20 protein-coding genes are annotated in these 17,250 nt (G+C 36.6%); 11 read left to right on the top strand and 9 right to left on the bottom strand.

What is annotated here, in order from left to right:
• Nucleotides 1-59: 59 nt before the first annotated feature.
• Complete coding sequence (locus H4J73_RS13695; RefSeq protein WP_182181467.1) at nucleotides 60-1,178, top strand: beta-ketoacyl-ACP synthase III; 1,119 nt, start codon at nucleotides 60-62, stop codon at nucleotides 1,176-1,178.
• Nucleotides 1,179-1,239: 61 nt separating this feature from the next.
• Here H4J73_RS13695 and H4J73_RS13690 read toward each other — a convergent pair whose 3' ends face one another.
• A complete protein-coding gene (locus H4J73_RS13690) occupies nucleotides 1,240-1,548 on the bottom strand; it encodes a metalloregulator ArsR/SmtB family transcription factor (protein WP_220460101.1) in 309 nt (102 codons plus the stop codon).
• 116 nt (nucleotides 1,549-1,664) lie between these two features.
• Here H4J73_RS13690 and H4J73_RS13685 point away from each other — a divergent pair, with 116 nt between their 5' ends.
• The 10 genes from H4J73_RS13685 to H4J73_RS13640 all read left to right on the top strand — a co-directional run bounded on the left by H4J73_RS13685 (nucleotide 1,665) and on the right by H4J73_RS13640 (nucleotide 11,973).
• Complete coding sequence (locus H4J73_RS13685; protein WP_259366713.1) at nucleotides 1,665-4,244, top strand: RND family transporter; 2,580 nt, start codon at nucleotides 1,665-1,667, stop codon at nucleotides 4,242-4,244.
• A 9-nt stretch (nucleotides 4,245-4,253) separates the two neighbouring features.
• On the top strand, nucleotides 4,254-5,045 hold the full coding sequence (locus tag H4J73_RS13680) for an outer membrane lipoprotein-sorting protein (protein WP_182181468.1): 792 nt from the start codon (nucleotides 4,254-4,256) through the stop codon (nucleotides 5,043-5,045).
• A gap of 45 nt (nucleotides 5,046-5,090) precedes the next feature.
• Nucleotides 5,091-6,395, top strand: a complete 1,305-nt coding sequence (locus tag H4J73_RS13675; RefSeq protein WP_182181469.1) for a hypothetical protein — start codon at nucleotides 5,091-5,093, stop codon at nucleotides 6,393-6,395.
• Nucleotides 6,396-6,537: 142 nt separating this feature from the next.
• On the top strand, nucleotides 6,538-7,107 hold the full coding sequence (locus H4J73_RS13670; protein ID WP_182181470.1) for a hypothetical protein: 570 nt from the start codon (nucleotides 6,538-6,540) through the stop codon (nucleotides 7,105-7,107).
• 84 nt (nucleotides 7,108-7,191) lie between these two features.
• Nucleotides 7,192-7,821 carry a dUTP diphosphatase gene (locus H4J73_RS13665; RefSeq protein WP_182181471.1) on the top strand — a complete coding sequence of 210 codons (630 nt, stop codon included), beginning with the start codon at nucleotides 7,192-7,194 and terminating at the stop codon, nucleotides 7,819-7,821.
• Between the two features lie 173 nt (nucleotides 7,822-7,994).
• Nucleotides 7,995-8,669, top strand: a complete 675-nt coding sequence (locus H4J73_RS13660; protein ID WP_182181472.1) for a DUF2726 domain-containing protein — start codon at nucleotides 7,995-7,997, stop codon at nucleotides 8,667-8,669.
• 154 nt (nucleotides 8,670-8,823) lie between these two features.
• A complete protein-coding gene (locus H4J73_RS13655) occupies nucleotides 8,824-9,504 on the top strand; it encodes a DUF3313 domain-containing protein (RefSeq protein ID WP_182181473.1) in 681 nt (226 codons plus the stop codon).
• A 98-nt stretch (nucleotides 9,505-9,602) separates the two neighbouring features.
• Nucleotides 9,603-10,313 carry a 5'-methylthioadenosine/S-adenosylhomocysteine nucleosidase gene (gene mtnN / locus H4J73_RS13650; RefSeq protein WP_182181474.1) on the top strand — a complete coding sequence of 237 codons (711 nt, stop codon included), beginning with the start codon at nucleotides 9,603-9,605 and terminating at the stop codon, nucleotides 10,311-10,313.
• Nucleotides 10,314-10,345: 32 nt separating this feature from the next.
• Nucleotides 10,346-11,329 carry a cobalamin biosynthesis protein gene (locus H4J73_RS13645; RefSeq protein ID WP_182181475.1) on the top strand — a complete coding sequence of 328 codons (984 nt, stop codon included), beginning with the start codon at nucleotides 10,346-10,348 and terminating at the stop codon, nucleotides 11,327-11,329.
• 5 nt (nucleotides 11,330-11,334) lie between these two features.
• A complete protein-coding gene (locus tag H4J73_RS13640) occupies nucleotides 11,335-11,973 on the top strand; it encodes a trimeric intracellular cation channel family protein (RefSeq protein WP_182181476.1) in 639 nt (212 codons plus the stop codon).
• 53 nt (nucleotides 11,974-12,026) lie between these two features.
• Here the strand turns inward: H4J73_RS13640 and H4J73_RS20610 are convergent, their stop codons facing one another.
• From H4J73_RS20610 to H4J73_RS13605, 8 genes are all read right to left on the bottom strand, one after another.
• A complete protein-coding gene (locus tag H4J73_RS20610; protein ID WP_259366714.1) occupies nucleotides 12,027-12,155 on the bottom strand; it encodes a hypothetical protein in 129 nt (42 codons plus the stop codon).
• Nucleotides 12,156-12,349: 194 nt separating this feature from the next.
• A complete protein-coding gene (locus tag H4J73_RS13635; RefSeq protein ID WP_182181477.1) occupies nucleotides 12,350-12,637 on the bottom strand; it encodes a hypothetical protein in 288 nt (95 codons plus the stop codon).
• Between the two features lie 156 nt (nucleotides 12,638-12,793).
• Nucleotides 12,794-13,117 (bottom strand): ribonuclease E inhibitor RraB, encoded by a 324-nt coding sequence (locus H4J73_RS13630; protein ID WP_182181478.1) that lies wholly within the window; start codon nucleotides 13,115-13,117, stop codon nucleotides 12,794-12,796.
• A 68-nt stretch (nucleotides 13,118-13,185) separates the two neighbouring features.
• On the bottom strand, nucleotides 13,186-13,668 hold the full coding sequence (locus H4J73_RS13625; RefSeq protein ID WP_182181479.1) for a hypothetical protein: 483 nt from the start codon (nucleotides 13,666-13,668) through the stop codon (nucleotides 13,186-13,188).
• Nucleotides 13,661-14,200, bottom strand: a complete 540-nt coding sequence (locus H4J73_RS13620; RefSeq protein ID WP_182181480.1) for a DUF4136 domain-containing protein — start codon at nucleotides 14,198-14,200, stop codon at nucleotides 13,661-13,663. The genes H4J73_RS13625 and H4J73_RS13620 overlap by 8 nt, the downstream gene beginning before the upstream one ends.
• Before the next feature lie 180 nt (nucleotides 14,201-14,380).
• Nucleotides 14,381-14,494 (bottom strand): nitrous oxide reductase accessory protein NosL, encoded by a 114-nt coding sequence (locus H4J73_RS20605; RefSeq protein ID WP_259366715.1) that lies wholly within the window; start codon nucleotides 14,492-14,494, stop codon nucleotides 14,381-14,383.
• Between the two features lie 1,118 nt (nucleotides 14,495-15,612).
• Nucleotides 15,613-16,215, bottom strand: a complete 603-nt coding sequence (locus H4J73_RS13610) for a hypothetical protein (RefSeq protein WP_182181481.1) — start codon at nucleotides 16,213-16,215, stop codon at nucleotides 15,613-15,615.
• Nucleotides 16,212-16,712, bottom strand: a complete 501-nt coding sequence (locus tag H4J73_RS13605; protein WP_182181482.1) for an RNA polymerase sigma factor — start codon at nucleotides 16,710-16,712, stop codon at nucleotides 16,212-16,214. The genes H4J73_RS13610 and H4J73_RS13605 overlap by 4 nt, the downstream gene beginning before the upstream one ends.
• Between the last annotated feature and the right edge of the window lie 538 nt (nucleotides 16,713-17,250).

The following is a 17,250-nucleotide window of genomic DNA, read 5'->3' as shown; positions in this document are numbered from 1 at the left end:
TTTATGGAATAAGACCCATGGTACGACCACTAGAAAAAAATTATAAATGGAGTCAATACATGTCAATCGTGATCAGTGGTACCGGTCTATTCACCCCGCCACACAGTATTTCAAATGACGAATTAGTCACAGCATTTAATCAATATGTTGAAAATTACAACGCCGAAAATGAAGAAGCGATTAACAATGAACAGTTAACGGCTTTAAAACCTTCTTCAAGTGAGTTTATTGAAAAAGCATCAGGTATTAAAAGTCGCTATGTTATGTATAAAGATGGCGCACTTGATCCTAAAACGATGATGCCACTTATTCCTCAGCGCAGCGATGAGCAATTATCAGCACAAGCTGAAATGGCGGTAGGCGCAGCGAGACAAGCGATGGCAGCAGCCAATAAAACAGCAGACGATATCGACTTAATTATTGTTGCTTGTTCATATACACAACGCGCTTACCCTGCAATAGCGATTGAAGTACAACAAGCATTGGGCTGTAAAGGCTGGGCATACGATATGCTTGTTGCTTGTTCATCAGCAACATTCGGTATTATGAATGCCTCAAATGCTTTATGTGGCGACACAGCCAAAACCGTATTAGTGATTAATCCTGAGCTTAACTTTCCACAAATTAATTTACGCGATCGAGACAGCCATTTTATTTTTGGGGATGTTGCGACCGCTATTGTTATTGAAAAACAAGCAACCGCCACTGCTGATCATTGCTTTAAAATCTTAACAAAAAAACCCATCACCACCTTCTCTAATAATATTCGCAGTAACTTTGGCCATACAAATAAATGTGACCCTGAAACAATGCTTGATAACGATAAAATGTTTGTTCAGCAAGGGCGAAAAGTATTTAAAGAAGTACTGCCAATGGTTTCGCAATTAATTACGGAGCAAATGGAAGCTGCAAATGTTGAAGCTAAAGATTTAAAAAGGTTATTTTTACATCAAGCCAATATCAACATGAATAACTTTGTGGCGAAAAAAGTATTGGGCCGCGACCCGATAGGTAATGAAGCACCCATTATTTTAGACAAGTTTGCTAATACGGCTTCAGCAGGTTCTATTATTGCTTTTCACTTAAATCATGACGATATGATAGCGGGCGATAAAGCACTCATTTGTTCTTTTGGTGCGGGTTATTCGGCGGGTTGTCTTGTTATAGAGCATCTTTAATCAAGCGACATGCTCAAATCACTGAAGAAAACCTTACTGATTTGAGCTTTTACTAAGCTTATTAACAAAATTCACTGTGTAAAAAAGTGATTAACTTTACTATCGATGGATGCGCAATTGTATAGTAAATCGTTTGTGATTCTCGGCGAGTCTTTACCAAACCATCTTTTCTCAATCGGGCTAAATGCTGCGATAAACTCGACTGGCTTAAATCAATAAAGCCATTAAGCTCTGACACCGACATTTCTTTCTCTCCTAAATAGCAAAGTATCAATAGTCTATTTTCATTACTCATCGCTTTCAATAACTCTGCGGCTTGAGTCGCATTGCCACGCATTTCAGCTATGTTTATTTGAGTTTCATTATTCATTATCTAAGTCTTTATTGTCAGCAGAAAGTAAATATTGATTGATATTACATTAGATAGTGCTAATATAAAAGTACATTACGCTTGTCTAATATACAATTTTCAGTTAAGGATCCCTTTTGAATTACACCAGACTCCTACAAATCGCGGTTGAGAAACCTAAACTTGTTTACACCGTAGTATTACTGATGGTGGCAATAAGTCTGGCGATGATGCCAAACCTGAAAATAGATACTGACCCTGAAAATATGTTGAGTCGTGATGCTCCAGCGCGTATTTTTCATAACCAAACAAAAGCTGACTTTCAAATGCGCGATATGATCGTCGTTGGTATTGTCAGTAAAAATAATATTTTTACGCCTAATTCACTGCAAGTTGTTGAGCAGTTATCAACAAAAGTTTTGCAGATTGAAGGAGTCATAGCACAAGATTTATTATCACTGAGTGTCGTTGATAACATTACTCAAGAAAAAGACAGCCAAGGTAAAAATAGTGGTATACGTTTTGAATATTTAATGAAACAAGCACCATCTTCTCTCGAAGGCAGCTTGGAAATTCAGCAAGCAGTTAAACGTTTACCCATGCTTAACAACACGTTAGTTTCTGGTGATAACAAAGCCATTGCGATTTATGTGCCCATTCAAGCCAAAGACATGAGTTATAATATCGCCGAGCAAATTCGTACTATTAGCAAAAGTTTCCCTGCCGAACTAGTGGCTAATGTAGATTTTCATATTACCGGCTTACCTGTCGCTGAAGACCAATTTGGCTATGAGATGTTTGTACAAATGGGCGTTGCTGCACCATTAGCGGGATTAGCTATTTTTGTTTTACTTTGGTACTTTTTCCGTAATTTTCCGTTAATTATTGCGCCGATGGTGGTCGCTATGGCAACGGTGATTATCGTTATGGGTTCACTGATTGGTATGGGCTTTACTGTTCATATAATGTCATCGATGATTGCCATATTCTTAATGCCAATAGCGGTCGTTGACTCGGTACATATTCTCTCAGAGTTTGCGGAAAAATATAAAACAGGTGATGATGCAGGCGACGTAGTTAAGGGTGTAATGAAGCACTTATACACTCCTATGCTTTATACTTCAATCACCTCTGCCATTGGTTTTTATTCATTAATGCTAACCCCTATTCCACCTGTTAAAGTATTTGGCGCTTTTATTGGCACAGGTATTTTATTAGCCTTCGCACTGACTATTATTTACATTCCTGCTTATATTTCTCGTTTAAAACCCAAAACGTTAGCCAAATTACACGACGCTATTTTACGTACAGAACAAAAAGGCCGTTTAGCCAATGCATTAGAAAGCCTTGGCAGATTTGCGACTCAAAAAACCAAACTGATTCTTATGGGCTTTGTTGCATTATTTTTAATCAGCATTGAAGGTGTTAGCCGTATTGAAATTAATGATAACCCCGTCAACTGGTTTAAAGCTGATCACGAAATTAGAATAGCGGACAAAGTACTCAATGCACATTTTGCTGGCACTTATGATGCTTGGCTAGTCTTTAGAAATAACAACCGTGAAAATAGTGCTGCGGTGAGTAATTTCAAAAAAGTACTAGCGACCCTTGATATAAATTTAACTAGCGCAAAGCAAATTAATGCCTTTATAGCTGACGTTAAATCGACTGGGCAAGATTCATTTATTAATCAGAACTTATTAGTTTTATTAGATGATTTAGCCTTTTCAGCTAACGATGAAGAACAGCTAATACTAGAACAGTTAGTTAATATTACCGATACTGCTTTTAACGAAAACAAAGTATTTCTCGACCCTGATCTATTAAAGTGGCAAAGCGACTTCCAGCAAGCACTATTGACAACTGGCTTAGTAGGCAAAAGTAATGGTTTAGCTGATATTGTCAAAACAGTAAATCGTGAGCTCTTCTCAGGCGAAGATAAAGACTTTGCCCTGCCTGAATCGAGTAACGGTGTTGCACAAACATTACTGCAATATCAGTCGTCGCATCGTCCGCAAGACTTATGGCATTTTGTCACCAAAGATTATCAGCAAAGTTTATTATGGCTGCAAATGATCAGTGGTGATAATCAACATACTACCAAAGTCGTTAACTGGACCGAGGCCTACATTACCAAACATCCGATGCCAAAAGATATTAGTTATCAATGGGCGGGTAAGTCTTACTTAAACATCGTTTGGCAAGACGCAATGGTGAACGGTATGATCGACAGTTTATTATCATCGTTTGTCATCGTTTTCTTAATGATGGTTGTACTCTTTCGTTCATTAAAATACGGTATTTTAGCCATGCTACCGCTAACACTTACCATTTCAATGATCTACGGGTTAATTGGCTGGATAGGTAAAGATTACGATATGCCTATCGCGGTTTTGTCAGCCCTGACTTTAGGGCTTTCAATCGATTTTGCCATTCACTTTTTACAACGTGCACGAGAGTTAGAGAAAGAACTGGGCAGTTTAGCGCTGGCATTATCGGCGATGTTCCAAGAGCCAAGTCGCGCAATTTCACGCAATGCTATTGTAATTGCGATTGGCTTTACGCCTTTATTACTTTCGCCTCTAATACCTTATATTACGGTTGGATTTTTTCTGGCAAGTATTATGGCGCTCTCAGCATTAGTTACTCTGATGTTACTACCCGCGTTAATGACACTTTTTGCTGGCAAGCATCCCTTAAAAAATAAACATTCATAGGATATACAAATGAAATATTTATCAACTCTTTTCATTATTGCTGGGGCTATTTTAAGTTTTATGACCCATGCGGGCGACTTAACAAACGCCAATGATATTATAACTAAAGCAAATTTAGCCTCATATTATTCTGCAGACGACGGCAGTGCTCAAGCGAGAATGATTATTGTTGATGCGCAGGGTAATAAACAGATGCGACAATTTACTATCTTGCGTAAAGACCAAGCAGATTTAGGTAACCAAGATATTTTGGTGTTTTTCTCTCGCCCTACTGATGTCCAAGGCACAGTATTTAGGGTGGTAAAAAAAGTAGCAAGCGATGATGACCGCTGGCTATATTTACCAGCACTAGATTTAGTTAAACGGATTTCAGCTGGTGATAAACGTACCTCTTTTGTCGGCGCGCATTTTTTTTATGAAGATGTCTCAGGTAGAAATCCTGCAGAAGACAACTTTACTTTACTAAAAACTGACGATAAGTTTTATACCCTTAAAGCTCAACCTAAAGATCCAAACAGTGTTGAGTTCGAGCACTATATGGTTAACATTGATAAGCGTACCTTTTTACCTATGCACGTTGATTTTTATAACAGCCAAGGTAAAAAATCACGCTCACTTGAAGTATTAAAAACTGAAATTATTGATGGTTTTGCCACGGTCATGCATTCAAAAATAACCCAACATAACGATGGCAGTTATACTGAAATGCAATTTCGAAACGTAAAATATAATGTCGGCTTACCTGATGATATTTTTTCTGAACGTAGTTTACGTAATCCGCCAAAGGCATGGTTAGATTAAGATAAAAAATGCACTTAATTATCACCAAACATGGACACGCTTATCGTGCATAAATCATCACAATATATTTTACTCATAAGCAGCCTACTGATGGCTTGGCAAAGCTTGGCCAGTAACTTAGAAATAAGTGAACTAGACGATTGGGCGAGCGATGACTGGGGTGAAAAAGTTGTTTCACCCTGGAAGCTTTCAGGTTTTGTTGAAGCTGGCTATGGTTATTTATTACAAAATAATATTGTTGAATCAAATTTGTCGCTAGGTGAAATAACAGCACGTTTAAATATTGATTACAGTCATGAGTCTTTTGAGCTGGTTTCAAAAGGTGAGCTAATTTATGACGATGTATTAGCCGATACTTTTTGGGAAACGCGCGAATTAAATATCCGTTTTAGTCCAAGTAATAATACTGACGTTAAAGTGGGTCGACAAATTTTGACCTGGGGTACCGGAGATTATATCTTCCTAAATGATTTATTTGCTAAAAACTGGCAATCATTCTTTTCAGGGCGTGACAATCAATACTTAAAAGCCCCTTCAGACAGCGCGAAAGGTACATGGTATATCGGTGGTTATTCACTTGATTTTACTTGGACGCCAGCGTTCACACCCGATGTTTATTTAACGGGCGAGCGCTTTTCTTTTTATTCTCCACAAGCGCAAGATATTGTTGCTCCGGCTGCTGATTTTAGCGTACAAAAAAATAATCAGGCACAATATTCAGTACGTATTGCAACCAACAAGAATGGCACCGAATATGCTTTTTATGGCTATAAAGGTTTCTGGACAACACCTGTTGGTATATCAGAAAATCAAAACCAGCAATTACAGCCTTACTTTCCCAAAATGAATGCTTGGGGAGCAAGTGTTAGGTTACCATTAGCGGGAGGATTATTTAATGCTGAATATGCTAGCTATAACAGTGTTGAAGATAATAGTGGGAGTGATCCCTTTGTTGCTAATGGTCAAAACCGATTTCTAGTCGGGTTTGAAAGCGAGGTCATTAAAAACCTTACCGCCAGCGTGCAGTTCTATGTTGAGCAAACGAAACATTATAATGAATTTATCGTTAATTCAGTCACACCAGCAACAGAAGTTGATGAATACCGTCAATTATTAACTTTTCGTCTCACGTACAGAGCGTTTCAGCAAAAGTTAATTTATAGCCTATTCAATTTTTATTCGCCAACAGACAACGACAGTTACTTAAAACCTTCTGTAACCTACCGTTATAACGACCAGTGGTTATTTTCAGCCGGTGCTAATTTGTTTTGGGGTGACGAAAAACATACCTTTTTTGGCCAACATCAACAAAATAGTAATGCTTGGCTTAGAGTAAAAGCCCAGTTTTAAATGACGCCACCGCTTAAGACCCGATTTCGTCAGTATCAATCTGACAATAACTTACAGTTTTTCAGCATATCCTAACGATTCGATCACTGAAACTTACGAGCATTCAGAAGAAAATAGCTTCAAATATTTTGCTGAGCTTATTATGAAAAAAATTATTATTTTCATCTGTTTTAACCTACTTTTTTCTTTCAATAGTTACGGTAAAAAATCAAATGACTTTATTATTTATCTTCATCATGATGCAAACGACAGCGACTATTACTCAAGTATTGGCACCGAAGTTGTTCATCGTACACTTAATAGCTACTTAGGATTTTCAGTCACCAGCTCGCTCGGTTATGCTCAGATTACTGATAAAACCAATTATCAACATAGTTTTATCTCATGGGAAGGAGGGATGAAATTTGGTTATTTTTCTGACGTTAGTCTTTATGTAGAATTTGGTGTTGATCTCCTTGAACTTGCCTTTAATGACCGGAGTGATGACAATAACTGGCATCACAAGAATAGATATAACACCGATTTCGAAAATAATAATTTTGACCCAGCTTACAGTGACAATGATATAGATGGTTATGTCGGTATCGGGAGTTCATTTATGATTGAACGATTAAAAGTGACAGGCTTTGTTCGTTTTCGTGAAATAAGTGGTTATAACTGGCAAGCAGCAAACAATACTTTTAGTGGAATTGAATTAGCTGTCGTTTTCTAATGAAATTAACCGGGATTATTTGCTTGTTTCTTTCTGCTGCGGCAAAATAGTGGTAATAGAAATTTACGATTAATAGAGAAAAAAATGAGCGGAAATTCAGCAGCAAAAAATCAAATAAAGCAAATGCTAACCATGCAAAACGCGATGAACGCTCGCGTAAGTGAGACATGGCAGGAAAATGGTTATGAATGGTATCGCGCCATTTGGGTTGAGTGTGCTGAAATGTTAGACCATCACGGTTGGAAATGGTGGAAACATCAAGAGATTGATATTGCTCAAGTACAATTAGAGTTAGTTGATATTTTTCATTTTGGCTTAAGTCTTCGCTTAATGACGGGCGCAACGGTTGAAAGTATCACTGATACCTTAGCAACTGAATTAACGCAAAGTTCTAATGAAAAAGATTTTAAAATCGCTTTAGAAAACTTAGCATCTGCCGCAGTAACTGATAAAAGTTTTGATGCTATTGCCTTAGCTGATTGTATGCGCCTGATGAACATGGATCTTGATGAATTATTTCGTCAATACGTTGGCAAAAATACACTAAACTTCTTCCGCCAAGATCATGGTTATAAAGAAGGTACATACATCAAGATTTGGCATGGTGAAGAAGACAACGAAGTATTAGCCAAATTAGTTAATACATTAGATGCAGGCGCGAGTGATTTTCAACAACAACTTTATGCCGCTCTTGAAGCAAAGTATCCTTCATAAGACTTAGCTATAAACCTAAAAAAGGCCGTAGATAAGTATTATCTTCGGTCTTTTTATTATTGCTCCTCCCCTCATGGTAAAACAATCTACGAAATTAAGAACTGTGGCACAAATACTGCTTATTCAACTGTTATTAAGAGTACCGTCAAGAATTTGAACCGCAGGAGCAGTCTATGGAATTAATTCTATTTGCCATGATCAGCCTAATTGTTATTGTTGCTTTATTAGCTAGCCGCTTGAATGACAATAGTTTTCCTTTTCCCTTTGATAAAAAGCAAAGTCTTTTTACGCCAGCAGAGAAAAATTTTCAGAATTTGTTAGAACAAGCGCTTGGCGGAAAGTACCGTATTGTTAACCGTGTTAAACTGGCTGACATTGTCACTATTCGTCATGGTGTTTCAAGCAGAGCAAGCCAAACAGCGGTAGCCAATGCAAACAGTAAATACTTAGACTTTGCTATCTGTGACCGTGAAACGATGAAACTGTGTGGTGTTATCGATTTAGTTGATACGCAAGGTAAGGGCTATAAAATTAAAAAAGACTGGTTTGTCAGTGGCGCATTAGAATCGTCTTCAATTCCTCATATTCGCATAAAAGTTAAAACTAATTATACTGTCGACGAAATCCGCGCTTGTATTTACAGCCGACTGTTAGGTAATAGACCACCTGAGCCCAAAATTAAAGGAAAAATCATTCCTGCTCCTATGCTTAAGCCTCGTCCTAACAAAAATAGAGAAACCGTTGGTGCATTGTCGCCAATAGCAGCTCGAGCACAATTAGGCGCATCAGCAAGTAACGCCATGTCTCAGCATATTTCAGCACCACAAGTTGCGGCATTACCCCACTAGTAAATAAGTAGCATTGCCCATTCATTGAGTCAATGCGTTACTTTCATCTTTTAGATCAACATATCTTAATGTACAAATTATAACCATCTTCTCAATTGAAATATGATAACCTTGCCAAACCATCAACGAGCGTCTATTTTATGACATTATCATCATGATAAAATTAATTGCTTTTTTTACTATTATCCCTCTTTTTCTTGGCTGCAGTAACCAATTACAATTACCAGATTCAAAGTCAGGCTTCCTAAGCAGTTATGACTTATTTAAACCAAACCCGCGTATGGATAATTCTTGGGTAAGGGCTGAAGAAAATGTTAGCCTCAAAACTCTACAAAATTATAAAAAAATTGCTATCGCACCGATAGAACTGTGGTTGGAATCAAATAAGCCTTCTTATATTAAGGATGAAAATAAGCAAAAAGCATTGAACGCTTATTTCGAACAGCTACTAAAAGAAAAAATCGGTGATGAATATCAAATAGTCCCACCGGGGACAAAAAATTCGTTATTAATTCGACTCGCTTTAACCAACCTCGAAGAGAGTTCACCGGAATTTGAAGTTTTAGATGTATTACCTTTTCGTATTGTTATAAATGCGGGTGAAGGTGCATACCGGTTAGCCACTAATCAAAAGGCTGTTATTGGTGAAGCTGGTTTTGAAGCTGAATTTGTTGATACTAACTCCAATGATACGTTAATTGCTATTATTATGAACAGTAAAAGTGACGAAATGAATGTTGATGATAACCCTAATAATATTGACAGTATCAAAGTAATTATAAATGGTTGGGTGGAACAATTAGCCATCACATTAAATGAGGAAAACCTTAATTAATTGTTTGGGTTCAGCTAAATAAAAATTTTAAAGCTAATTTAATATTACTTTGAGGTATAATTTTACAATACTCATTTATTTACCAAAAAGATAATTATATGAAAGCTGGAATAATTGGCGCAATGGAGCCAGAAGTTGCTATTTTAAAAGCAAAATTAACAAATTCGACAACAACAGAACATGCAGGCTATACCTTTTATCAAGGCCAACTTAATGGCAGTGACGTTGTTATAGTACAATCAGGTATTGGTAAAGTCGCTGCCGCATTAGCTACCGCCATTTTAATTGATAAATTCCAACCTGATTACATCGTTAATACCGGTTCTGCTGGTGGCTTCGAGCAATCATTAAAAGTGGGCGACATTGTTATTAGTACAGAAGTTCGATATCACGATGTTGATGTAACCGCATTTGGCTATGAAATAGGTCAGTTACCTGGAAACCCTGCCGCTTACATTCCTCACCCAATACTTGTTAGTGCAGCGCAAGCAGGCGTTGCCAAGCTTGAGAATATACAAACATTACTTGGCTTAATCACAACGGGTGATACTTTTATGACCGCCGATGAAGATATTGCTAAAGCGCGTGCTAATTTCCCGAGCATGGCCGCAGTTGAAATGGAAGGTGCCGCAATAGCGCATACTTGTCATCAATTTAATATACCTTTTGTCGTGATTCGATCTATGTCTGATATTGCAGGTAAGGAGTCTCCTACCTCATTTGAAGCTTATTTAGAAACAGCCTCCGTGAACTCATCTCAATTAGTTGAGAATATGCTGAAGGCATTACAGGGTAAACAGTTAAATTAATAACTCTATTAACACGAAGTTAAAAACTAAATATGACTGCTAATAATCTAACAAACTTAATTGAGATAAGCCCTTTCGCCTATTCAGTTGTCATGCTTTATGGTGTGATTTTGATTAAGTATTTTACCCATTATTTAGCCAGTCATGAACCTTTACGGTTTTTCCGTTTTTTTTGTGATCAGTTAGCTAAAAAGGTCAATAAAACTAAAAACAGTGCTCGTCAGCGCTTTATCTCTGGCTTTATTGCTATTTTAGTTACACTGGCACCTTTAACTATTATTCTGTGGTTATTTGAAGCTTTTGTTGAAGCAACTTGGCTTTGGCAGAGCTTTTTACTTTATCTTGCTTTAGGTGATCTCCATCTAGGAAAAACCAGTAAAGAAATTGCTAAATTAGTCGTTGCTAACAAAAACTTTGAAGCTAAACAGTTATTAAATCCCTGGTTATTAAGAGATACAGAGCAACTTTCGTCTTTGGGTTTAGCGAAAAGCTGTATTGAAATGTTATTACTTCGAGCGATGCAAAATTTATTCACCATTAGCTTTATATTTTTGCTTATTGGCCCGCTTGCCGCATTAGTTAGCCGACTACTGATTGAAATGCATTACAGCTGGAATCATAAACAAAGTAATTTTCAGCCTTTTGGTGACAGTGTGGCGTTCATTGTTAATATTATTCAATGGTTACCCAGTCGTATTTTTTCATTGGTACTGCTTTTTGGCTGTATTGGCAAAAATTTTATTTTATTTTTTAGGCTCAGTCGCCGCTACTTTTTTCAACGAAATAACCGCTATTTATTAAATGTATTCGCCCTGTCTTTAGAAATAAAGCTTGGTGGTGTCGCAATGTACCAAAATATAAAGCTACGTAAAACAAGTTACAATGATCATGGTAGACAACCCCAAGCTACAGATATAATTCATGCAAGTAGCCGTATCAGACAAGTGTTTTATTTTTGTTTTCTATTTTTAGCAATGCTGACATTATTCACTTACTCATTTAATATCAATAGGTAACTCGCATGTATGAATTACTCTACTGGTTAGACTTATTTGGTATAATTGTTTTTGCTTTATCTGGTGCATTAATGGCTGGGCGCTATAAGCTTGACCCTTTTGGCGTTGTTGTTTTAGCTTCTGTTACTGCCATTGGCGGCGGCACCATACGCGACATCACTTTAGATACTCCTGTATTCTGGGTTGCCGACCCCATTTATCTTCATTTCATTTTAGTTACTGCTGTTTTAACCATTGTCATTATTCGACGCCCGAAACGTATTCCAAAGCGATTTTTACTTATTGCTGATGCCTTCGGTTTGGCATTATTTGCGGTATTAGGTACAGAAAAAGCATTAAGTTTGGGCGCTCCAATTTCTGTTGCTGTTGTAATGGGTACTATTACCGGCGTCGCTGGTGGGATGATCCGTGATGTAATATGTAATGTTATTCCAATGATCTTACAAAAAGAAATTTATGCTACAGCAGCAATATTAGGCGGAAGTTTATATGCGTTATTTCATTATTTAGCATGGCCGGAAGATGTCGCTATCATTTTAGCCATACTGGGGGCGCTAACACTCAGACTCGCCGCTATATATTGGCGAGTCTCCCTGCCTGCCTTTCACATAGCAGAAAAAGAAGAGCCAGAAGAAAAGAAATAATACCACCGTCTTTTATACCGACGATTGTGGCAATTTACAAATAAGCTATCCTTTTAAAATGCGTAGCTAATACCAACATTGAAAGTATCAATATCTAAGTCCCCAGCACCTTGATATTGTAAACTCGCATTAAGCCCAAAACCGTTATCCCAGCGATATTCCCAACCGGCTTCTAAGAACAAACCTGTTCCACTTTCTTCGGCAATACGCGTGTGGTTTAGGTCAATTTGATAATCATAAATGCCGCACCTACTTTGGCGTACAAACGATTGCGCTTTGATAAAGATAAGTCTGTTTTTAGCGCCAAAACAACGGCGCCATATTCGAAATTATCAGCTTGTAAGTCAAAATTATTATCGTAATCTGAAAAGCAATCTCAGGAATCTCCTGACTTTTCTTTACATTCCCAATCGTCAATATCGGCAGCGCCAACTAAACCTACTTCTAAATAGTAACTCGGTGAAAATTGATAATTATAATAAAGATAGCTAAGACCAACACCTTCACCATCAGTGTCTTTACCTTTATATTCAATACCACGACCACCATTTTGTAAACCTACGGTGTGTCGTGATTCTAGTTCGGTATTGGCAAAAGCATTCATTGAAAACGTACTTGCTGAAAGTGTTAATAATAGTGTGGCAAGAGTATTTGAGCGTTTCATAATAACATTCTTTAGTTGTTAATCCCGTTAGGATTAAGATGGCGTTATTATGATTGAGAAGTTCCCAACACTGTGTCTTACAAATGTTGGGAAGATGTTTATTTATGTTGGATTTATAATAAGTTGTGCAAGTTACCAAAAGACTACTGCATGACTTTATGCATCAATGCCCCAGCCATCATTATAACCTTGATATTTTGCGGCTATTTGTTCAAATTGTGCTTCTTGGGCAACAACAGCGTCGTAGCTAGGCAGCATTTTCACGGTACAGTCTAAATCCCAAACATTGGGTGTTTCATCAGGGTGAATGACGAGTTCAATTTCTGGCGCATATTCCGTTAAGTAGTCAGCCATTGCTTGCGCTTGTTCTTTTTTTTCGAAGAGTTGAAAAAACACGACGGGATGAACAATAGACAAATCAATACCAGCATCTTGCATTTCAGCCAAAACTTGGCCCGTTTCATCGTTAGGGAATGTCATAAAGGTTAATATCTCTGTAAAAAGTATTGTTATTATAAACCGCTATTTTCTGCAACTCCACAGCAGAGTTAATTATTAATGTCTCCATAGGTACATAAATTATTCAGACAACTTAATTGACTGTTGGTGGGGTAACGAGGACACTTTCCAACCTTACTCATATCTTCAGCTGTTTTGGCCACTAAAGAGGCACCAATCTTATTAATAGCAAAGGGACAATGTAAATCTGCAAATTGGATCTCAACGAATACACATTGCACTTTTGAAGAACATGTTAAATTTTCAATCAATATTTTTTGCTTGGTCGAATAAGCAGTTTTACTGGGAAGGCTTTGTTTATTAACAACGTCAGCAAGGGATGTTTCAATAAAAGTATTACGTTTTTCTTTTTCTACTTTTTTTTTTAGCTTTTTGTCAGCGCGCTCTTGGTCAAGTTGCTGCTTTAACTGTATTGTAGTAATTTTATGTTCTTTTAGTAAGTAGCCTAAACCTAATAGAAGTGTGGCAAAAACCACAACAGCTATCAATGTTATCGTTAGCCATTTAAGCATTATCAGCCGTACTTAGATTACGTGAATATGGATATTTTTTTATCATGGCATCAATAGCTTGATATATTTTAATCTGTGTTTCTGTACTATTATCTTTTTTGTCATTAATTTTTAAATAATAAACACTTCGCCAAACTGAACGTTTTTGTTCTGGGTCTATAACATCAATAATTAAACTTCCAGGCCTAATTTTCCACTGTTTTTTGTCTTTTTGTGCTTCGCCGCCACGTAAACAAAAGGAACAATAAGCGACACCTTTATTATAGTTTAAAAGCTCCTTGCTGTTTTTATTAACCATATGATACGTAATAATAATGTCAGCATCATTTGTTAACCTATAAATAAAGCCATTTTTGTCTAATACTTGCTCTATTGCCAGTTCAATACTATTTCGCGTGGTATCGCTGATATTTTGAAATTCACTAAAGTCAGAATTCCTTTTATAAAAAGCGTAACTGTTTACTTGTGAAAAATTAAAAGTGGTTTGATATTTTGAAATCGCAGATTCAGATGCAGTACAACCTAAAAGCATACAAACTGTAAAGCATAAAAAGGTCATAAAAAAATTAATACGAAAGCGTTTTGGCTGAGTATTTTTAATCAAGAGTAAGCACATCAATCACAAAAGAGTTAAACTTCAGACTACCTTGCTGAAAAAAAATTACAACTATTTGTGTAACTAATAGGTGCGGTAACGTGTTAATAAAACACTTTACATTAATACGGATAAATTGACTTGCGAAAAATCAATCACCTTACCGCCGAATTCATCAGCAAAGGTTGTTGCATTAACGTGTTTGCTAAAACTTACGAGTGTTTTACCCATTGCCGCATTTTACTTGAGCCAGCAACAAACTAGGCATTGCGTGCACCAATAAAGTAAGCATCATTTGGGGTATCCCATGGCGACTTGCTCATGTCGTGTACGAGTACAGAAGTAACGTTACAGTCCAAAATCTGAATGTTTGATTAAGCACATATAATTAGCTTACTGCTACTTTTTCTCGCAACACTTTAAATTCAATTTCAGCAGTTAGAGCTAACACCACACATATTTTCATGTCTATTTTCCTATAAATTAAGGGATCGAATTTAGCATTATTCATATCGGTTCGTCGCTTTTTTGTTGATTTTCAGCGCTATAGATGTACATTATATATGCTAATGATAAGACAATCCCTCCTGTGTATGATGCCCACCCCATTTTATTCTCAGAGGTTATCTTGGTTAATAAGACAAGAGTACCAAAAAATAATACACACAATAAAGTTAAGCCATGACAGGGCCCTAATAGATATATTCTTAGTACTCTCTATTATAGTGAATTAAGAGAATGCAATTAGTAACTCTTAAAATAAGGGGGATTACCCACAGAAAAACTATTTTATAACGAGTTATTATTGTTCAAAAAAATTGCCCATTCAATGTGAACTTACTGAAAATACAGGTAATTCAGTTCAAGCTTTCCTTACAAATTTCCAACTAAGCCCAAAGGATTATTTATTTAAATCTCGTAGCCATCCATCAAAACACCTATTAACATCTCAATATGAAAGGATTGTTGATGGTTGGGTTTCCCTGATTGGTTTAGATCAAAATCAGGGTGGGACTCATACGATGAGAGGAACGAAACCACCGTTGATATATAAAAAACTAAAACTTGAGAGCATGCCAATTATTGTTAAAGCATCGAAAGGTTAAAAGCACTGTCAGGTATTTAGGAACTGTGATGGATGATAATCTTGATATTTCAGAAAGTATAGGTTATTAGATAATATGCCAGATCCATATTTGGTATCTGGCTCCTGCGCCACCTCAACACTCATAGATATAATGGTCAATGAATGCATAGCAAAGAACGCTGTAATCTATCAACAAGCATATTTTTCGTGATGGTATAAAGTAGGTACGTAGACGTGCCAGAATATCTTTTCATGGCGAGAACTAAGTGTGCTCAAGCTTAGTTAAAAATTCTAATTGTTGCTCTAGCTGGATCTTCTCTTTTTTGAACCAGATAGAAATGCCAACAAAAAGTAGGCAGCACCCTAAAGCAATACCTCCGACTAAGTAGTGTTGAAACTCTAATGTTTTATTCAGTGCAACGTACACGATCATACCTAATAAGAACAAGGCTATTAAAAATACTATTGCACAAACAATTCGGCTGAATAACAAGGCTTTCAGATTATTTTTAGACTGTTCAAGTAATACGTTTATATGGCTTTTAGAACTGTCTGTTGAAGCAACAATGGAACTTCTTGCTAAAGCAAGTGTATACAGCCCCGTGGATAACCCCAAGACTAAAAATACTGAATAAAGAATAGTATCAGCAATGGATGGTAATCCTGAGTACATCTCTGAGATGATATAGCTAATCAATGCAATACTTACAATCCCACACAATATGGCTTCTCTCTTATTTTTACGGTTTTGTTTGTTTATTTGATCTATTAAAGTTTTTTCCGATAGAACCTTTTTGTCGATTTCTGCATCATTTTCGTTCCAGCTTTGAAGTAAATTATTCCAAGAACCTTGTTGCTGACTCATGACTTTCTCTCCAGTAGTTTTTTAAGTTTGGTTTTGGCTCTATTTAATTGCACGCCAACATTTGTTACAGATAAGCCAGATATCTCGGCCATATCATTGTAAGAAATACCTTCCAATGACAAAACAACTAACTGTCTTTCTATGACGGGTAACAACCCTATTTTTCTTATTAAATACTCGACTGATTTCGTGGCACTAACATTAGATTCAATATCACTATGTTGACATTCAATATTTTCAGTAAGCTCATCATAATTTTGCTTTCGGCTTTGTTTAGTCACGTGGGTTAATGCCTGATTATAAGCAACTCTATAGATAAAGGTATGCAGAGAGCTTTGCTCCTTAAAAGAAGCCAATGCTTGCCATATAGCTAAAAATATTTCTTGCAACAGGTCTTGCTGAATAACAGGATCGGCTTCAAATGTGGCAGCGACCTTGAATAAAGACAGCCTGTACTTTACAATAATTGACTCGAAGTCCTGTTGATATTCAGACATGCTTAAACGCATTTATCAAGAACACATGTGTCGAAAAGCCAACGCGTCCAACAAACAATAAAGGCTCATACAAAGCTATAAGTTGTTGGTTTATAATATTCGATTGATGATTCATTTATTATCTCCTTAATGATTGGTACCTCGTTAGTAGGTATGACTAAAGATTTATTACAAATATTTTTATTTTGTACCTTTTAAAATAATAAAGGTAATTACATTGCCTCTCTTTAAACAGAGGTTAGCAGTATATTTTCCGTGTTCATTTTAATTGTTGAATGGATGCTATACGTTCAGTTAATATTAGTTATTTAGATAATACAGAATACGAAAGAGCCCGACGTTCGCTGATTCATTAGTAAGTAACTGATTTTAAAAAATTGCATAATATTGGATGAACTTATCTGTCAAGTTCGGATTGTAATATAGGACAGACGAAATTATTAATATTAACTTAGTTTCTTAAGTGATGTTAGTTAGTTGTAAAAGGTGAAATGTCATCGGCAGGTATCAGCTTGCAGCGATCATAGATGTTATTGTC

This window comes from Colwellia sp. MB3u-41, from assembly GCF_014076845.1.
GTDB lineage: Bacteria > Pseudomonadota > Gammaproteobacteria > Enterobacterales > Alteromonadaceae > Colwellia_A.
The sequence above is the reverse complement of the archived record's forward strand: the minus strand, read 5'-3'. Positions and strand labels throughout refer to the sequence as shown.